13 protein-coding genes, 1 pseudogene and 1 riboswitch are annotated in these 17,115 nt (G+C 31.0%); of the genes and pseudogenes, 8 read left to right on the forward strand and 6 right to left on the reverse strand.

Features of this window, described 5'->3' with window-relative positions; translation table 11 throughout:
- The first annotated feature begins 133 nt into the window (after positions 1-133).
- Positions 134-202, forward strand: a riboswitch (Fluoride riboswitch).
- Between the two features lie 29 nt (positions 203-231).
- Positions 232-1,539: a voltage-gated chloride channel family protein gene (locus tag G0Q09_RS11530; RefSeq protein WP_219034981.1), complete on the forward strand. Its 1,308-nt coding sequence runs from the start codon at positions 232-234 to the stop codon at positions 1,537-1,539.
- 34 nt (positions 1,540-1,573) lie between these two features.
- Entirely contained in the window at positions 1,574-1,903 is a 330-nt protein-coding gene (locus G0Q09_RS11535) for a DUF190 domain-containing protein (protein WP_219034982.1), read from the forward strand.
- Positions 1,904-2,128: 225 nt separating this feature from the next.
- Here G0Q09_RS11535 and G0Q09_RS15010 read toward each other — a convergent pair.
- Positions 2,129-2,389 (reverse strand): annotated as a pseudogene (locus G0Q09_RS15010) (transposase); the annotation flags it as partial.
- A gap of 218 nt (positions 2,390-2,607) precedes the next feature.
- Here G0Q09_RS15010 and G0Q09_RS11540 point away from each other — a divergent pair.
- Positions 2,608-3,423, forward strand: coding sequence for an HAD family hydrolase (locus G0Q09_RS11540; RefSeq protein WP_219034983.1), 816 nt, complete (start codon positions 2,608-2,610; stop codon positions 3,421-3,423).
- Between the two features lie 79 nt (positions 3,424-3,502).
- The gene (locus G0Q09_RS11545) at positions 3,503-4,408 is read left to right on the forward strand and encodes a polysaccharide deacetylase family protein (protein WP_115000760.1); all 906 of its coding nucleotides are present in this window, start codon (positions 3,503-3,505) and stop codon (positions 4,406-4,408) included.
- Between the two features lie 50 nt (positions 4,409-4,458).
- Here the strand turns inward: G0Q09_RS11545 and G0Q09_RS11550 are convergent, their stop codons facing one another.
- The 4 genes from G0Q09_RS11550 to porU form a co-directional block, all read right to left on the reverse strand.
- The gene (locus G0Q09_RS11550) at positions 4,459-4,860 is read right to left on the reverse strand and encodes an OsmC family protein (RefSeq protein ID WP_219034984.1); all 402 of its coding nucleotides are present in this window, start codon (positions 4,858-4,860) and stop codon (positions 4,459-4,461) included.
- A gap of 7 nt (positions 4,861-4,867) precedes the next feature.
- Positions 4,868-5,773, reverse strand: coding sequence for a pirin family protein (locus G0Q09_RS11555; RefSeq protein WP_219034985.1), 906 nt, complete (start codon positions 5,771-5,773; stop codon positions 4,868-4,870).
- A 126-nt stretch (positions 5,774-5,899) separates the two neighbouring features.
- Positions 5,900-7,078 (reverse strand): type IX secretion system outer membrane channel protein PorV, encoded by a 1,179-nt coding sequence (porV, locus tag G0Q09_RS11560; RefSeq protein WP_219034986.1) that lies wholly within the window; start codon positions 7,076-7,078, stop codon positions 5,900-5,902.
- A gap of 37 nt (positions 7,079-7,115) precedes the next feature.
- Entirely contained in the window at positions 7,116-10,979 is a 3,864-nt protein-coding gene (gene porU, locus G0Q09_RS11565; protein ID WP_219034987.1) for a type IX secretion system sortase PorU, read from the reverse strand.
- A 158-nt stretch (positions 10,980-11,137) separates the two neighbouring features.
- On the opposite strand from porU, the gene gldJ reads away from it, so the two are divergent.
- From gldJ to G0Q09_RS11585, 4 genes are all read left to right on the forward strand, one after another.
- On the forward strand, positions 11,138-12,772 hold the full coding sequence (gldJ, locus tag G0Q09_RS11570) for a gliding motility lipoprotein GldJ (RefSeq protein WP_443093328.1): 1,635 nt from the start codon (positions 11,138-11,140) through the stop codon (positions 12,770-12,772).
- A 65-nt stretch (positions 12,773-12,837) separates the two neighbouring features.
- Positions 12,838-14,118, forward strand: coding sequence for a UDP-N-acetylmuramoyl-tripeptide--D-alanyl-D-alanine ligase (locus G0Q09_RS11575; RefSeq protein ID WP_115000768.1), 1,281 nt, complete (start codon positions 12,838-12,840; stop codon positions 14,116-14,118).
- 108 nt (positions 14,119-14,226) lie between these two features.
- A complete protein-coding gene (locus G0Q09_RS11580) occupies positions 14,227-14,661 on the forward strand; it encodes a hypothetical protein (protein ID WP_219034988.1) in 435 nt (144 codons plus the stop codon).
- Positions 14,662-14,929: 268 nt separating this feature from the next.
- On the forward strand, positions 14,930-16,039 hold the full coding sequence (locus G0Q09_RS11585) for an endonuclease (RefSeq protein ID WP_219034989.1): 1,110 nt from the start codon (positions 14,930-14,932) through the stop codon (positions 16,037-16,039).
- Positions 16,040-16,425: 386 nt separating this feature from the next.
- On the opposite strand, the gene fsa is transcribed toward G0Q09_RS11585, so the two are convergent.
- Entirely contained in the window at positions 16,426-17,082 is a 657-nt protein-coding gene (gene fsa / locus G0Q09_RS11590; RefSeq protein WP_125349844.1) for a fructose-6-phosphate aldolase, read from the reverse strand.
- Between the last annotated feature and the right edge of the window lie 33 nt (positions 17,083-17,115).

Raw genomic sequence — 17,115 nt, forward strand, 5'->3', positions numbered from 1 at the left:
CATATTTTAGAACTTGTAGTTTTTTACTATAAGTTAAATAAGCTGCTATTTCTTTTGTCTTTTTAATCATCATAAAGCTATATTAGTTTTTTACTAATTTAGTCTACGAGGATATGACGTACCCACAGTAGCAGACGAAAAAGGAAATGGTGTTCTTCCTTACCCAACCGCTATAAAAAAAGCTGATGACGCCTGATTAAGTTAAGTGTTTAACATTTAATCAGGTAGTTTATGCAGACAAAACAAAAAAAATCATTCAGCAAAAAAATCAATTTACAACTTTGGTCGTTGTTTAGACGTTATCCAACTATTCCTTACATCCTCAAATGGACATTCATTTGCTTATTTATCGGACTTTGTGTTGGTAGTGCTTCCGCAGGTTTTCTTCAATCATTGGATTGGGTTACGAATTATCGGGAAAATCATTTATGGTTAATTGCATTGTTGCCTATTGGTGGTTTTTTCATTGGCTTACTTTATTATTATTTGGGCAAAGACATTAAACCAGGAAACAATTTACTTCTTGATACCATTCACGACCCTAAACAAATTATTCCCTTCCGTATGGCTCCGTTTGTTTATATCGGAACCGTGGTAACACATTTATTCGGTGGTTCGGCAGGGCGTGAGGGAACAGCTCTACAAATGGCGGGTGCAATTGCCGACCAATTCAGTAAACCTTTCCGACTTTCTGAAAGCGAGCGAAAAATTTTAATCATTTCAGCCATTTCCGCAGGTTTTGGGTCTGTATTTGGTACACCATTGGCAGGTGCAATTTTCGGTTTAGAAGTGTTTTTAATCGGACGATTAAAATACGATGCTATTTTTCCCGCATTTGCAGCCGCTATTTTCGCAGACTTAGTTACGAAACTTTGGCAAACACACCATACTCATTACTACATCAATTTTGTTCCCGACATCTCTTTTTTAAATATCATTTACGCAATCATTGCAGGAATTATTTTTGGATTATGCTCAGCAACATTTAGTAAAACAATACATAAGGCAAGTTCTATTTTCAAATCAAAAATTGAGTATCCACCTTTCCGACCTTTGATAGGCGGTGTTATTGTTGCTCTTGCAGTTTGGGCAATAGGCACAACAAAATACATTGGCTTAGGTATTCCTACAATTGTTCAGTCCTTTGAAGAACAATTACCTATGTATGATTTTGCCTTGAAAATGATTTTTACCATCATCACATTGGCAGCAAGTTTTAAAGGTGGAGAAGTTACTCCACTGTTTTTCATTGGGGCAACTTTAGGTAACGCATTAAGTTATTTCATTCCATTGCCAACAGCACTTTTAGCAGGAATGGGATTTGTTGCCGTTTTTGCAGGAGCAACGAATACGCCATTAGCTTGTAGCATTATGGCAATTGAACTTTTTGGTGCTGATTGCGGAGTGTATGTTGCAATTGCTTGTGTAGTTGCATATTTAGTTTCAGGACATAACAGCATTTACAACAAACAAATGGTTGGCGAACCAAAGCACAAAAGATTTTCGAACCACGAAGGAAAAAGATTAAATGAACTTTAAAATTGTGAATATGAATACAAACAATATAAACGTAATGAGAATTTATTTTGGCTACGGACAAACAGTCAAAGGACAATCTTTATGGCAACGACTTTGGAGCAACAATTTGGGACAATTACTTTTAAAGAAAGCGAAAGAAATGAATATTGAACAAGCCAATATTTTTATTGCAAAAGCTGGTTATTTAGACAACGATAAGATAAGTTTCAATATTTCAGAAATTCCATCTAAAAAAAATCCAGTTTGCCTTGAACTTGTGGACACTGCCGAAAAATTAAAAAATTTTATAGGGCAAAATAGAAAAGAGCTAAACGAAACAAATGTTATTCTACTAAATAATGAATGTTTTAAGATTGACCAATAAAAAAAGGACTTATAAAGCCTGTTGAACCCTTTGATAAACTCAGGATAGGCTGAAAAAAATTGTATCAAGAATAGAATTTTATCTTCAAAAACCTTTTTCTCGATACAAAATTCTTTCAGAATTCCACTCGAAATGACAGGTTTATTGATAAAATTAAAACGGGTTCATAAATTATAAAATAACATTATAACATGTAAACAAACATTATTTAATACCCATCGAGCATTATTCGACAAGATTAATTTTTAGCTTATTACTATTTCTATTTCTATTAAACATAAATTATTTAGATATTGAATAGTGGTTAAAGTTGTAATTTTGGCTAAAATTATGGTTTTAAAACCACCGAAAGTTTTGGCACAATTTCGGTCTAATCATAAACTGATCACAGAGCTGAGAGAATAAGGTTTCGATTCTTTTTCTATATTTTTTGAACGCATAAAATTGTGGTTTATACTCTTTTTGATTAGCTTTTTTAGGTGTTTCTTTACATTAACTTCTTTTTTGTCACTCCTCTACACAAACTTATATTGAATAATACTTAAACTACTCGATAATATCATGGAGAAAAAGTTACACTATTGAACAATTTTCTTATTTTTTTATAAAATTCTAAGCACGTGAACAACGAAGAAGAACAAACCAAAAATTTATAACTAACTTTGAGGTCTCAATTATGAGACCTTTTTATTTAAGAAAAATCAATGCAAAATATAAAATTAATCGTGACAGATATGGACGGAACTCTGTTACGTTCTAATCATTCGTTAAGTCCAGAATTCAATAAAATTTACGAAGAATTAAAAGAAAACAACATCACATTTGTACCTGCAAGTGGTCGTCAATATTATAGTATCATTTCTTATTTTGAAAATATAAAAGATGAATTGGCAATTATTGCTGAAAACGGAACCTATGTTACCTATAAAGGTGAAGAAATTTTTGTTGACGAATTGGATTGGTCTGTTGTAAAAGAAATCGTAGAAGAAGTGCGTAAAATAGAAGGCGCAAATATTGTTTTGGCTGGTAAAAATGCAGCTTATGTGGAATCGAAAGATGAAACTTTTTTAGAATATTTTAAAAATTATTATGACAAAAATATTTGGGTTGATGATTTAACTAAAATCGAAAATGAACAATTCATTAAAATTGCAGTAAATCACGCTGATGGAACAGAATTTAATGTATTTCCAAAATTAGTTGATTTTGAAAAATATGGATTAAAAGTTGTGGTTTCTGGAGAAGTATGGTTAGATGTAATGAACAAAAAATCGAACAAAGGAGTTGCATTACAAGCTTTGATGAATAAATTGGATATTTCTTCTGAAGAAATCATTGTTTTTGGGGATTTTATGAATGATTTAGAGATGCTAAATTTGGCTAAATATAGTTTTGCAATGGAAAATGCTCATCCAAATGTAAAAGAAGTGGCAAATTTTAAAGCACCTTCTAACGATGAAGATGGTGTAATTCAAGTTATTAAGCAATATTTACAACAATTAAAAACCGTAAACACTTAATAATCTGATAAATAACATCAATCATTTAACATTTCAAATCAGATTAAATTATTAATTTCGCACAAAACCTAAACAATCAATGTTCACTATCAACAAACATCTAAAAAGCTTTCTAGCAATTGGAACTTTACTTTTTGTTTTTTCTTGTAAAAACGAAAATAATCCTATTCAAAATCAAACAACAACTTCTTCTGAGCCAAAAGAAATTTTGCAGAATGATGTTGATTCTATTTATACAGTAAAAATTGACTCATCAGCTTTGCAATTAGATACTATTGCAAAAGAAGAAAAGCAAAATCCTATTGATTCGACAAAACAATATGTTTACCTAACTTTTGATGATGGTCCTTATAAAGGAAGCAAAAATATCAATAAAATATTAACCGAAGAAAATGTAAAAGGAACGGTTTTCTTAGTTGGTTTTAATGCTTTTACAAAAGATTTGAAACAACATGTAGAAGATTATAAAGCTAATCCAAATGTAGAAATTGCTAACCATACTTTTTCGCATGCTCGCAACAAATACAAAGCTTTTTACAGTGTTCCAGAAAATGTTTACGAAGATATTCGCAAAAATGAGGTGGTATTAGATATACATTCTCGTTGGGTGCGTTTGCCTGCGCGTAACACATGGCGTTTGAACAAACGTAAAAAAGACGATCCAGTAAAAAATGCAATTCCTGCAGCTGACTTATTGGCTAAAAATCAATATTATATTTACGGTTGGGATTATGAATGGGAAAGAAGTGGAAAAAAATCTGCAAATCATCAACTTTCTTCGCCTGAAAAAATTTACGAAGGAATTGTACATCGTTTGGATCAAAATAAAACATTCGAAAAAAACCATTTGGTAATTTTAATGCACGATGATATGTTTAATGAAGATTATAATGCAGAAAAATTAAGACAATTAATTGTTTTATTGAAACGTAATCCGAAAATTGTAATCGAAGGAATTTCGGGATATCCAACCAGGATTAGCTAGATAAAATATTAAGATAAAAAAATCCACTTCAAATGAAGTGGATTTTTTTATTAAATAAACTCTATCGTTGTTTCTATCTCGTGACCTTTTTCTAGCACTTTGTGTACAGGACAAGAATTTGCAACTTTCAATAATCTTGTTCGTTGCTTTTCATCGAAATCGCCTTCTATGATAACATGACGTTGAAAAGTAATTGGCTCAGTTGTAATCATATCAAAATTGATATCGACCTCAACTTTTTTGTAAGTAAATTCTTTGTGATTCATATACATTTGCAAAGTAATCGAAGTACAAGAAGCTAACGCAGCTCCCAACAATTCGCTTGGTTTTGGAGCTGTATCTAAACCTCCTTTATCTAAAGGTTCATCTACATTAAACTCATGTTTTCCTGTTTTAATATTCGAAATATAGTTTTTATCCGTCGAAGTTGACGTTACATTAATATCACTCATTATCAATTTATTTTTCGTTTTCTTTTACTTTAGATTTTTGTTGCGCTAGCGGAATTGGAACATAATCGTCATCACCAGGAACTTTAGGAAAACGATGATTAATCCAATTTTCCTTCGCCGTTTCAATCGTTTCTCTTGAAGAACTTACAAAATTCCAAAAGATAAAATGTTCTTCTGGTAATTCTTCACCTCCAAAAATATAAACGGTAGAACCAGCCGCAATTTCGAATTCACATAACGTAGCTTCTTTCGCTACTAATAATTGTTTTGTGCCGTAAGTCTCTCCTCCATCTTTGATAGAACCTTCTAATACATACAAAGCAGATTCTCCATACAAATCTTTTCCTAATGAAACTTTGAAATCATTTTTCGCTTTAATCTCAATAAAATATAAAGGAGAATAAACAGGTACGCCAGAAGTATGTTCACCAAACTTACCAGCAATCAATTTATAATCTGCATTTTCGTCTGACCAATTTGGTAATTTATCTGCTTCAACATGAACAAAACTCGGCTCCATATTTTCTAATTCTTTTGGCAAAGCCACCCAAATTTGTAAACCATGTAATGTTTTTTCTGTTGTACGTAGATATTCCGGAGTTCGCTCAGAATGTACAACACCTTTACCAGCAGTCATCCAATTCACAGCTCCAGGCTGAATTTCTAATTCAGTTCCTAAACTATCGCGATGCATAATCGCTCCTTCAAATAAATAAGTCAAAGTTGATAAACCAATATGTGGGTGCGGTCCTACATCAAGATTTTGATAATCTTTCATTTTTGTTGGTCCCATATGATCGATAAATACAAATGGTCCGACATGTCTTTTTTGACGAAATGGTAATAATCTACCAACCAAAAAATTTCCTATATCAGCAGCTTTTTCTTCTAAAATTAATCCAACGTTAGACATAATTAGTTTAGTTTTTTAATTGATGTAAAATTAGTTTTAACTATTAATTTAAAACTTGATTTAAGTTAATAAATAAAAAAAGGCTAACCAAAAGGTTAGCCAATTATAACTTAATCTTAACGATTTCTAGTAATCGTAACTATTTTGTGTTTCTCCTCCAAAATTCCAAGCAATACCGAAACGTAATGTGTTTTCTAAAGCATTGTTTGTATCTGACATTGGAATTAAGTAAGAAGCATTAAAAGCAAACGCATTGTATTTTAGCCCTAAACCTAATGTCAAATGTTGACGATCACCTTTCATTGGACTTTCGTGAAAATAACCGGCACGGATAAACAAAGCATCATTATAAGAGTACTCTGCACCAACAGAATACATAATTTCTTTTAACTCCTCTTTTCCTCCCCCTGGAGCATCTCCAAATGAACTGAAAATTCCAGACATTACACCTTTATTAGGTATATAACGATTCGTTACATTCCCTTCTTCATCATATTCATATTGAGGTGTAGGAACTAACAATTTAGAAAATTCTGTTGTAATACCAACTTTATTGTAATCATCAAATTTGAAATCATATCCAACACCTAAACGTAATGTTGTTGGTAAATATGATGCATTATCTTCTGAGTTTGAATAATCTAATTTTGGACCAATATTAGAGATTTGGAAACCTCCACGTAATTTTCCTTCAAAATTATTTGTATTCATTGTTTCTGATTGATAATATCCAGCAATATCTACAGCAAAAGTGTTTGCTGGTTGAACTGTACCATCACTTACTCCATTGAATAAATCTGAACGAATGAAACGACCTGTTACCGCCATCGAGTAATTATCTGTTAAACGTAAACCATACGATAAATCGATAGAGAATTCATTTGGTTTAGCAATACCATCAGGCTTTATTTTACCATCAGCTCCAATACTATTTAAATCAATTTCACCCATATTGAAATAATAGATACTTGCTCCTAATGTACTACGTTCTTCTGTGCCTAAGAAAGTGTAATATGTTGCATTCAATAAAAATACATCATTCACCAAAGATCCCATATAAGGTGTATATGAAAAGGCTACACCTGAATAATCAGGAGCAAAAGAATACTTTGCCGCATTCCAAAATTGAGAATAATTATCCGCAGAAGTTGCAACTCCTTGATCTCCCAAACCACCTGCACGTGCATCTGGAGAAATTCTTAAAAATGGAGCTCCTGTCATTATCGGATTATTAACTTCATCTTTATTTTGAGCAAAAGTAAATCCTGATGCTAAAATCAATAAACTTGCTGTAATTTTTTTCATTCGTTATATTATTGATTATATTTTTTCTTTTTGTTTATTATTTTAATATGACAAGTTTTTCAACTGCGGTGGCTGATCCTTTACAAACCGTATCATCAACACCTTTCACATTGACCTTGTAAATATAAACACCTTTTCCTATTTTATCGCCAAAATCATCCAAACCATCCCATTCTATCGCATATTTACCTGTTCGATATCCTTCTCTAAAAGGTTCTGCTGAAACAGTTTTACGAATCGTTTTGACTAATTTTCCTGAAATTGTAAATATCTGAACCATTACATCTAACTCAGAATCACAATTATGTTCAAAATGGAAAAACGTATTCTTTGTAAATGGATTTGGCCAGTTTAACAATTTATCAATATGTAATTGTCCTGTTCCATTTTCCATTACTACAAAGTCTAACGTTGCAGTATTCGAATTATTGTTGATATCCCAAAATTTTAAATTCACAGTATGTTGACCAAGTTCAAGATTTTTTAATTGATACATTACTTGTCCTTTCTGATAATCTTCAAAATTCTTATTGATACATGGGTTTGCATCACCTCCATCATAATATTCATTCAACACATAAGCATCTTGCACTTTTCCATCAAGCGTTGCAACAATATCGTGTCCAATACTCGATCCAGTTGCATTAATACCTGAATTATCAGTTAAACAACCCACCAAATAAGGCGAACGATCTGTAATTCCTCCATTCGCAAAATGAAGGTTATTCATATATAATTTTCCTTGCGGACGTTCATCATCATTTAATCCTTCTTCATTAATTCCTTCAATCGTAATTGTTTTTAAAGTCGATGCATCTTTACCATCTTTCTCATCCCAAGCATAAAATTTTATTTTACGATTTCCTAGCTCGTAATTGATATCTTTCGGAACATAAAATTGAATCGTAAACTCACCTTTTTCAACTTTTCCTGTTCCTTTATAAATTGTTTTATTTTCTGTTTCGAAAGTTTTTCCAGCCCAATCAGACTCCGATAAAATGGTTTTCGTTTCAGGTTTTTCATACAAACTAATCGCAATTTTCCCATTGAAATTATTATCAATAGAAGTGTTAGATAATTGATTTACTTTACCTGTAATCGTTATAAAATCTAACGCTTGCATCTTACCACCTGCAAGGGCATCTACATCTTTTTTATTTTTGATACTTAATATTTCAATATCTTGTTGCGGACGATGAATTACTAACATCGGATCTCCAAGAATACTTACACTTTTGTTATTTGTATGTTTTGGAGAATAATTTAATTTTGCTTCATTAAGCGCTTTACCAATTGTTTGATTTTCTATTCCAACTTTCTTGAAAAACTGTTCGATCAAAAAATTATTCATCGAATCTCCGTAACCTGTTCCAATTGGACGATTGGTTGTTATCATAGACAAGGCTCCTCCATTTGCGTTTTTCAACATAGCTTCTCCGGCAGAATTATATTGCGGTAAATCCCAAATTGTAAAATCACAAGTCACAGTTGTTACGATAGGTAAACGTGAATAAGCTGCATTAAAATTGGATAAATTTGTTAATTCTTCTGCTGTAATAATTCGCTCTTGTGCCCAACTACGAGGACCTCCATGACCGTAATACATCAAGAAGTTTGAACCTAACTCGATTCCATTCAAAATTGCTTGATTTACGGTTGGATATCTAACTCCGGCAGAAGTACTTTCAGGTTGATGAGCTCCCGAATATATTTTATTAATCGTATAAATTTGATTCTCAGGTTTAGAAAATTCAGTATCAATTTTGGCATTTAAGCCTGGAGTATTTACATTATTATCATTATCAGTAACTGCAACAATTTTTGTTCGCCAATCGCCATAGGAAGTCCCTTTTCCTTGAACTTTATCGTAATATGAAACTATTTTATCAACCAAAATCTTTGCCTCAGTAGAATTAGAAGCAGAAATTCGTCCTACAGCTATTTCAAACCAATTGGCATCGTAACTATAAATTCCGTCTACGCTATTCGATAACATTTTTACATTATCATTTAACATTGCAAAATAATCATCCGTTGCAATCGCACCATCAATATCAAGAGAAGGTTCGTCTGTAAAAGTTGGAAGATAATTTGTAAAATCCTTTACTCTATTTTTTGGATCATAGGTTGTTGCTCCAAACAAAACACCATATTCTAAATTTGGACTTGACCCATCTTTTAAGAATTTAAAGAAATCACGAATAGCAATAGGATCTTGACTCCCAGAAGAAAAATCGTTGTAAACTTGTTCCGTTGTAACAACTGCAACATTTATTTTATCATGCTCTTTTCTAAAATTCGCCAGACGTGTAGCCTGATCCAAATATTTTGGATGTGTGACAATTATATAATTAATATCGGTTAAACTACGAATATCTTGATTTGCTACTTTTCCAACATATTTTGCATCATTAAAAGCATTTTCATCCTTAAAAGCGACAAACTGATTCAGATGATTTGTACTAAATTTATACAAATTACTTTGTGGAACAATTGAAGAAATTGAATGAATATCAGAAACATTCCAAACAGAAACATTTGCAGCATTATTCAATGAAAAAGCATTCACACTTCCATTATTAATATCTTCTAAAAACTGAAAAGTGAATTGCTCATTGCTATATGTTAAACCATCTTTGAAACGCAATTGTAAATAATCCAAATAAGCTAATCCAGAAGGATTGGTTCCGTTAGAAGAAACCGCAATATCGATAGAATTTGAACCTAATGAAACTGTTTTATCTTGAATATTTCTATCAAATAAAGAGTTTCCTAAAGAATGAGTAAAAGTTTGTCCATTTAAATTAACGCTATATGATGTATTGTTTGCATTTTTTCCAACCACCGCATAACGCAAATATGCTTCTCCACCATTTACAGCATTCGCTTTGAACGTTTTCTTGAAACCTCCATTTAAACCAATATTTTCTCCAACCCAAATTTGCCCAAGACCATTTAAGTTAATCGAATCTTTTTCATGAAATTGTAAATTATCAAAAGTAGAAAAAGTTTTTATAGGACTTGCTGTAAGCGCCTGTTCTCCTACTCTTTTGCCATCTTCTCCATTAAAACTGATAAAATAATAAGCAAAATCATCATACAAATTATAGCGAACTTTTGCATCTTTCAACGTTGTCGTATTATTTCTGTACCACTGATGCGGACCTTTCGCATAAAACAACGCGTAATCATTACTATCAAAACTTCCATCTTCACCTCCAACAAATTTTATTGGAATTTCATTCAAAGCTCCAGTTCTATCTTCCGTTAAATTCTCCATCAAACGCCCTTCTCCATTTCCATAGATTTTTAGCGATTTTGGATTAAAATTAGTTGGAATTCCATTTTTGGTAAAGAAACTTTTATCTAATTTGAAAACACCATCTTTCGAAACTTTTATTTTGTACCAATCACCCGTTTTCAAAACACTAGTAGTCGAATTATCAATTAATTTTCGAGAAGATGTTTTTCGAGATTGAATTGATTTCGGAACAATTGAGAAAGATTCTATTTTTAAAATCTTATCATTTTGTCTGATAAAAGGTAGAACTTTAACAATCAGTTTTTGCTGACCATTTTTATCAATGATATTATATGAAGAAAAATTAATTTTATCTGTAATCGAAGACGTATTCAAATCAGCCAATTCATTCTGTACTTCTCTAAATTGTACATTTGACAATTCAACTTCTTGATTTGTAGAATTTAACTCAACAACAAATTCTGGAAGAAAATATCCTCCAACAAAATAATTGTCTTTATTCGAGAAAAACGGCACATTTACCGTATTTCCATTCGTTAAAGAAATTGTTTGATTATTCTCCCAATTTATTTTGTAATTTTGACTAAACAATTGAGGAAATTGAAGCAAGGTTGCAACTAAAATAAAATATTTCTTCATGTCTGAATAACGCTATTTTGACAAATATATTTTCAATCGTAAAATAAAAAAATAATTCTTACGTTTGATACAAGAAATAAAGCATTTTTTCGTTGTAAGATTAATGTCAAATGCTTTTATTTGCATTAAATTTAATTTTCGAAAACCAGAAATATTCTATGAAAATGAATAAAGGACGTATTTTTTCTCTTGCTCTTGCAGCTGTTACTATGAGTGTATTCATGGGTTGTGCAAGCAGTTCAGGAAAGAAAAAAGGAGGTGGAACAAAAAATTTCACAAGTCGTACAGGATGGAAACCAAACGATAGTAAAGGTTGGTTTTTTTCAGGTAAAAAGAAAGAAAACATCAAAGCTTGGCCTGGAATGGTTTTCATCGAAGGTGGATCTTTTACGATGGGAATTACGAAAGATGACGTATTACACGATTGGAATAATTCTCCTGTTCGTATGCAAGTAAAATCTTTCTTCATTGGTGAAACTGAGGTTACAAACTACGAATATAGAGAATATTTAACTTGGTTGAAAGTTGTTTTCCCACCAGAAGACACGCAATACAAGGATATTTATAATGGAGCATTACCAGATGAAACGGTTTTTAACAATCAATTATCTCGTGATGATTTCTCTACAGAAAATTATTTATTTTCTCCAGAATTCAGCTATTACCCAGTAGTTGGTATTTCTTGGTTACAAGCCGTTAACTATTGTGATTGGTTAACAGATCGTGCAAATGAAAAAGCCTTAATGAACAAAGGAATCTTATCAAAAGATTACTATGCTAATGAAGAATATAATTACGGAAATAAAACATTTAATGCTGAACAATATAAGTTAGGCGATACAAATGTAAACGAAGCGATTGATTCGACTAAAATTATGAAAGCGAATCAAATCAAAACACAAAATACCCGTATCTTAAAAGCGAATCGTGCTACTAGCTCTTTAGAAGTGCAACCTTTCCGTTTACCTACAGAAGCTGAATGGGAATATGCTGCATTAGCTTTACCTGGAAATCGTGAATACAACGAATACAAAGGAAAAGATGGTGCTCAAAATAACTTGAGAGTTACGAAAGGTGCTCAAAGAGGACAATATTTAGATAACTTCAAACAAGGACGTGGAGATTACTCTGGTATTGGAGGATTTGGAAACGATGGTTCTGCAATTACAAGTGATGTGCGTAAATATCCTTCAAATGATTTTGGTCTTTACGGAATGTTAGGAAACGTTGCTGAATGGGTTTCTGATGTTTATCGTCCAATTATTGATGAAGAAGCAAACGATTTCAACTACTACCGTGGAAATATTTTAAAAACAAAAATTGACAACGGAGCAGGTGGTTTTGAAAAATATGACGAAACAAATGTTGAATATGATACATTAGACAACGGACGTTTAGTTTACAAAGGATTACCTGGTGCTTACAAAAAGCAAACAGTATATGATTTAACAAATTATCGTGATGGTGACCCTAATTCTTCTTTATCACCACGTACTGAGGAAGGTAAATCTGCTGATCAAGCGACAAAAGATATGTACAACGCTCCTCAACGTAAATTTAGAGTAGATGAAAAAGGTCGAGTAATCTTAGAAAAAGATTCTTCTAAACGTACTTCTGACATCTCTGATGAAACACGTGTTGTAAAAGGTGGTTCTTGGAAAGACCCTATTTACTGGATAGATCCAGGACAAAGACGTTACTTACACCAAGCAAGTGCAACAAACTGGATTGGTTTCCGTGTGGCACAAGAATACTCTGGTAGTTTCGAATCAAAACGTAAACGTAGAGGATAATAATCCTTTTCAAAATATTTTAAATCTCGGTGATTAATTTCATCGAGATTTTTTATTTTTACATTATGAAAACAGCAGAAATATTCGATCAATTTCTTAAATCGAAAATAGTTACGACTGATACACGCAACATCTCACAAAATTGTATCTTTTTTGCTTTAAAAGGAGCTAATTTTAATGGAAATACTTTCGCTCAAGAAGCGATTAATCAAGGAGCTGCAATAGCAATTGTTGACGAAAAAGAATTTGAAAATACATCTCAAAATATTTTTTTGGTTAATGATGCTTTAGAAACTCTACAAGATTTAGCGAGAACTTATCGTAATTACCTTAAAATACCATTTATTGGATTGACTGGTTCTAATGGGAAAACAACGACAAAAGAATTGATTTCAGCTGTTTTAAAAGAGAAATTCAAAACGCATTATACTTTCGGAAATCTGAATAATCATATCGGAGTTCCTTTAACTATACTTTCTATTCCAGAAGATACAGAAATGGCTGTGATCGAAATGGGTGCGAATCATCAAAAAGAAATCGAGTTATTAGCTTCTATTTCTCAACCAGATTATGGATACATCACTAATTTTGGTAAAGCTCATTTAGAAGGTTTCGGAGGAATTGAAGGTGTGATTAAAGGAAAATCTGAATTGTATGATTTTTTGAGAGCAAATAACAGAACTGCTTTTGTCAATTTTAATGATCCAATTCAAGTTGAAAAAACTGAAGATATTAATCGAATTACATTTTCTGATCAACATAATGCAGATGTTCAAATCGAATTGATAGAAAATGAAACTGAATATTTGGCGGTTAAATACCAAGATTTAAAAATTCAATCTCATTTAACAGGAAACTATAATTTTAGCAATATTTCGTGTGCAATTGCAATTGGACAACATTTCGGGATTAATGCTAAAACTATTCAACAAGGAATCGAAAATTATTTTCCATCAAATAATCGTTCACAAATTATCAATAAAGAAAATTACAAAATTGTGATGGATGCTTACAACGCAAACCCAAGTAGTATGGAAGCTTCGTTAAATAATTTTGCAAAATTTGAAGGTTCTAAAACAGTTATTATTGGTGATATGTTCGAGCTTGGAGAAGAATCAAAATCTGAGCATCAACGTATTTTAGATTTAGCTGAAAGTTTAGATTTTGATCAAATTTTTATTCTAGGACATAATTTTGGTGAAACAATTACGAATAATCCAAAAGTACAAAAATTTGAAAACCGTGTTGCCTTTGAAGAATGTTTGAAAGAAAATCCAATCAAAACTCAAAATATTTTGATAAAAGGTTCTCATGGGATGAGACTTGATTTGTTAGAAAACATTTAAAATCAACACCCTGATTATCTGATGAATAAATCAATATTCTTTTTTATAATTACTCTTTTCACTTCTCATTCTCTTCAGGCTCAATCTGTAATTGAATGGAAAAAAGATATGAAACTTAATTACGAAAACTTTAAAAAGAAACCTATTCAAACAAAGGTTCCTCAAGGATTTTTAGATTCAAAATTAGGTTGGCAAATTGCAGAATCTACTGGAGAACTTCCTGAACTTTGGGTTACCAATAAATTTGATGAAAGTAATTCGTGGCTATCTATGCGACATATAGAAATTTTAAAAGAAATGCAGTTGCAATTTGACTTGTCTGAATTATATGCACGCAAAATCAGAAAAGATTTTAAAGATTTACAAGCCATAAAAGTCATGGATAAAAATTCTTATCGAGCAAAATTTTTGTTAGGTTCTAAGAATTTTCAGAAAAAATTGAAATCGATAGCTGGAGTTTCTTTAAATCAACCTGACTTATACAAATTATTAAATAAACAAATTCAAGATTCATTGGTGATTTATCAAAATTACAGTAAGTAAAAGAAGCACTAAATTTAACTATTTATTAATTTTAGATGTGTCTTTTATATATACGTTTGTAACCTTTTCAAGATAAAATATATGAAACAGATTTCTACAATTTTGTTATATAATAAAAAGCTTCCACTTATTGAACAACTAAATTTAAATAATTTCAATTTAAAAATTTTGAAAAACGCTTATATATTCAATAAATAATTATTAAATAATTTAATGAGAAAATTAAGATATTTTTCGTATCTTAATTCTCTTTTTAAATTCATACTATATGAAAAAAATAATTTTACACCTTAGTATTATTTTAGTAGGTTCTAACCTATTGGCTCAAGCACCCGCTAATTATTACAACACTGCAACTGGTAGCAGCTTTACCTTAAAAACACAGCTATATGAAATAATAAAAAACCACACAGATTTAACGTATGGCGGATTATGGACACTTTATAATAGAACAGATTCTGATAATGGTTTTTTAGATAAATATGATGAAAAAGATAATTCTATTTATGATATTTATTCAGAGATACCGAAAAAAATTGATCCTTATAATTTTATAAAATCTTCAGATCAATGTGGCAGTTCTGGTTATAAAAATGAAGGAGACTGCTACAACAGAGAGCATATTATTCCTCAAAGTGTTTTTAATAAAAACTCTCCTATGGTTGCAGATGCATTCCATATCTGGCCAACTGATGGTTATGTTAATAATAAAAGAGATAATTTTCCTTATGGAGTTGTTGAAAGTGCAACATACACTTCTTTAAATGGCTCTAAATTAGGAAGTAATAAAAACTCTGGATACTCTGCGGGATTTTCTGGAACAGTTTTCGAACCAATTGATGAGTTTAAAGGTGATATAGCTCGTGCTTATTTTTATTTTGCTACTCGTTATCAAGAAAATGGTATTCAGAGTTGGTCTTATGCTATGTTTAATAAAACAAAAGATAAAGTTTTTACAGACACTTTCTTGAAAATATTAATGACTTGGCATTTAAATGATCCTGTTTCTGATCGTGAAAAAGATATTAATAATTTAGTCTACAGATACCAAAAAAACAGAAACCCATTTATTGATCATCCTGAATATGCAGAAAAAATTTGGGGTTCAAATTTAGGAACTGGAGATTTCGAATATCAAAAGCGTGATGATGTTTCAGTTTACAATGTAACAAATCGTTCGATTAAAGTTAAACTTGAAAATAATTCGAAATCAATTCAGAAAGTTTCTGTTTTTAATTTCAACGGACAATTAATTAATGAAGTTTCTAATTCATCAAATCAAAAAGAAGTTGAAATTAATTTCAAAACTCCAGGTGTTTATATCATCAAAGTTGTTGGAAAACAAATGGAAATCAATAAAAGAGTTGTAATAAAATAATCATTTATCAACCATCATAAAAAAAATCCTTCGCTCATACAAGTGAAGGATTTTTATTCTAGTAAATGGAAAAAATTATTAGTCATTATTGATATCTTTCTTGAAAAATGTGCTTCCGTAAAGAAACATGATTAATACAAAAGGGATACCAAGCGTGACTGATAACAAAATAAATGTTTTTAACATACTAATAAGAAATGTTTTAGTTTCTAATACTTTTATCAATTTACAATTAATAGTTTTATATTATTCATAATAAAATATCTTTTTTTATTTATTAACACTATTTTTATCAACTTAATAATTAAAAGCTTTTCATTAATATAAATTCATAAAAAAAGTCGCTTAAAATTAAGCGACTCATATATAGAAAATTCTATTTTAAATTATTGGTTTCCTTTAGCATAATCAGCTAAGAATTGTGCTAATCCAGAATCTGTTAATGGGTGTTTTAACAATCCTAAAATTGATGATAAAGGTCCTGTCATAACATCAGCACCAATTTTTGCACAGTTTACAATATGCATTGTATTACGAACTGAAGCTGCTAAAATTTGAGTTTCGTACAAATAGTTATCATAAACCAAACGAATTTCTTCGATTAAGTTTAAACCATCTGTCGAAATATCGTCTAAACGTCCGATAAATGGAGAAACGTAAGTTGCACCAGCTTTTGCAGCTAATAATGCTTGTCCTACAGAGAAAACTAAAGTTACGTTAGTTCTAATTCCTTTTGTAGAAAAGTATTTACACGCTTTTACACCATCTTTCGTCATAGGAATTTTAACTACGATTTGAGGATTTAAAGCTGCTAAAGCTTCTCCTTCTTTTACCATTCCTTCGAAATCAGTAGAAATTACCTCAGCAGAAACATCTCCGTCAACTAATTCGCAAATTGCTTTATAGTGATTCAAAATATTTTCTTGACCTGTAATTCCTTCTTTTGCCATTAAAGATGGATTTGTTGTTACACCATCTAAAACTCCTAAATCTTGGGCTTCTTTAATGTCAGCTAAGTTAGCTGTATCGATAAAAAATTTCATTGTTTGTTTGTATTTCGTTCAGGCAAAATTAAG

The sequence above is a fragment of the Empedobacter falsenii genome, from assembly GCF_019308355.1.
GTDB lineage: Bacteria > Bacteroidota > Bacteroidia > Flavobacteriales > Weeksellaceae > Empedobacter > Empedobacter falsenii_B.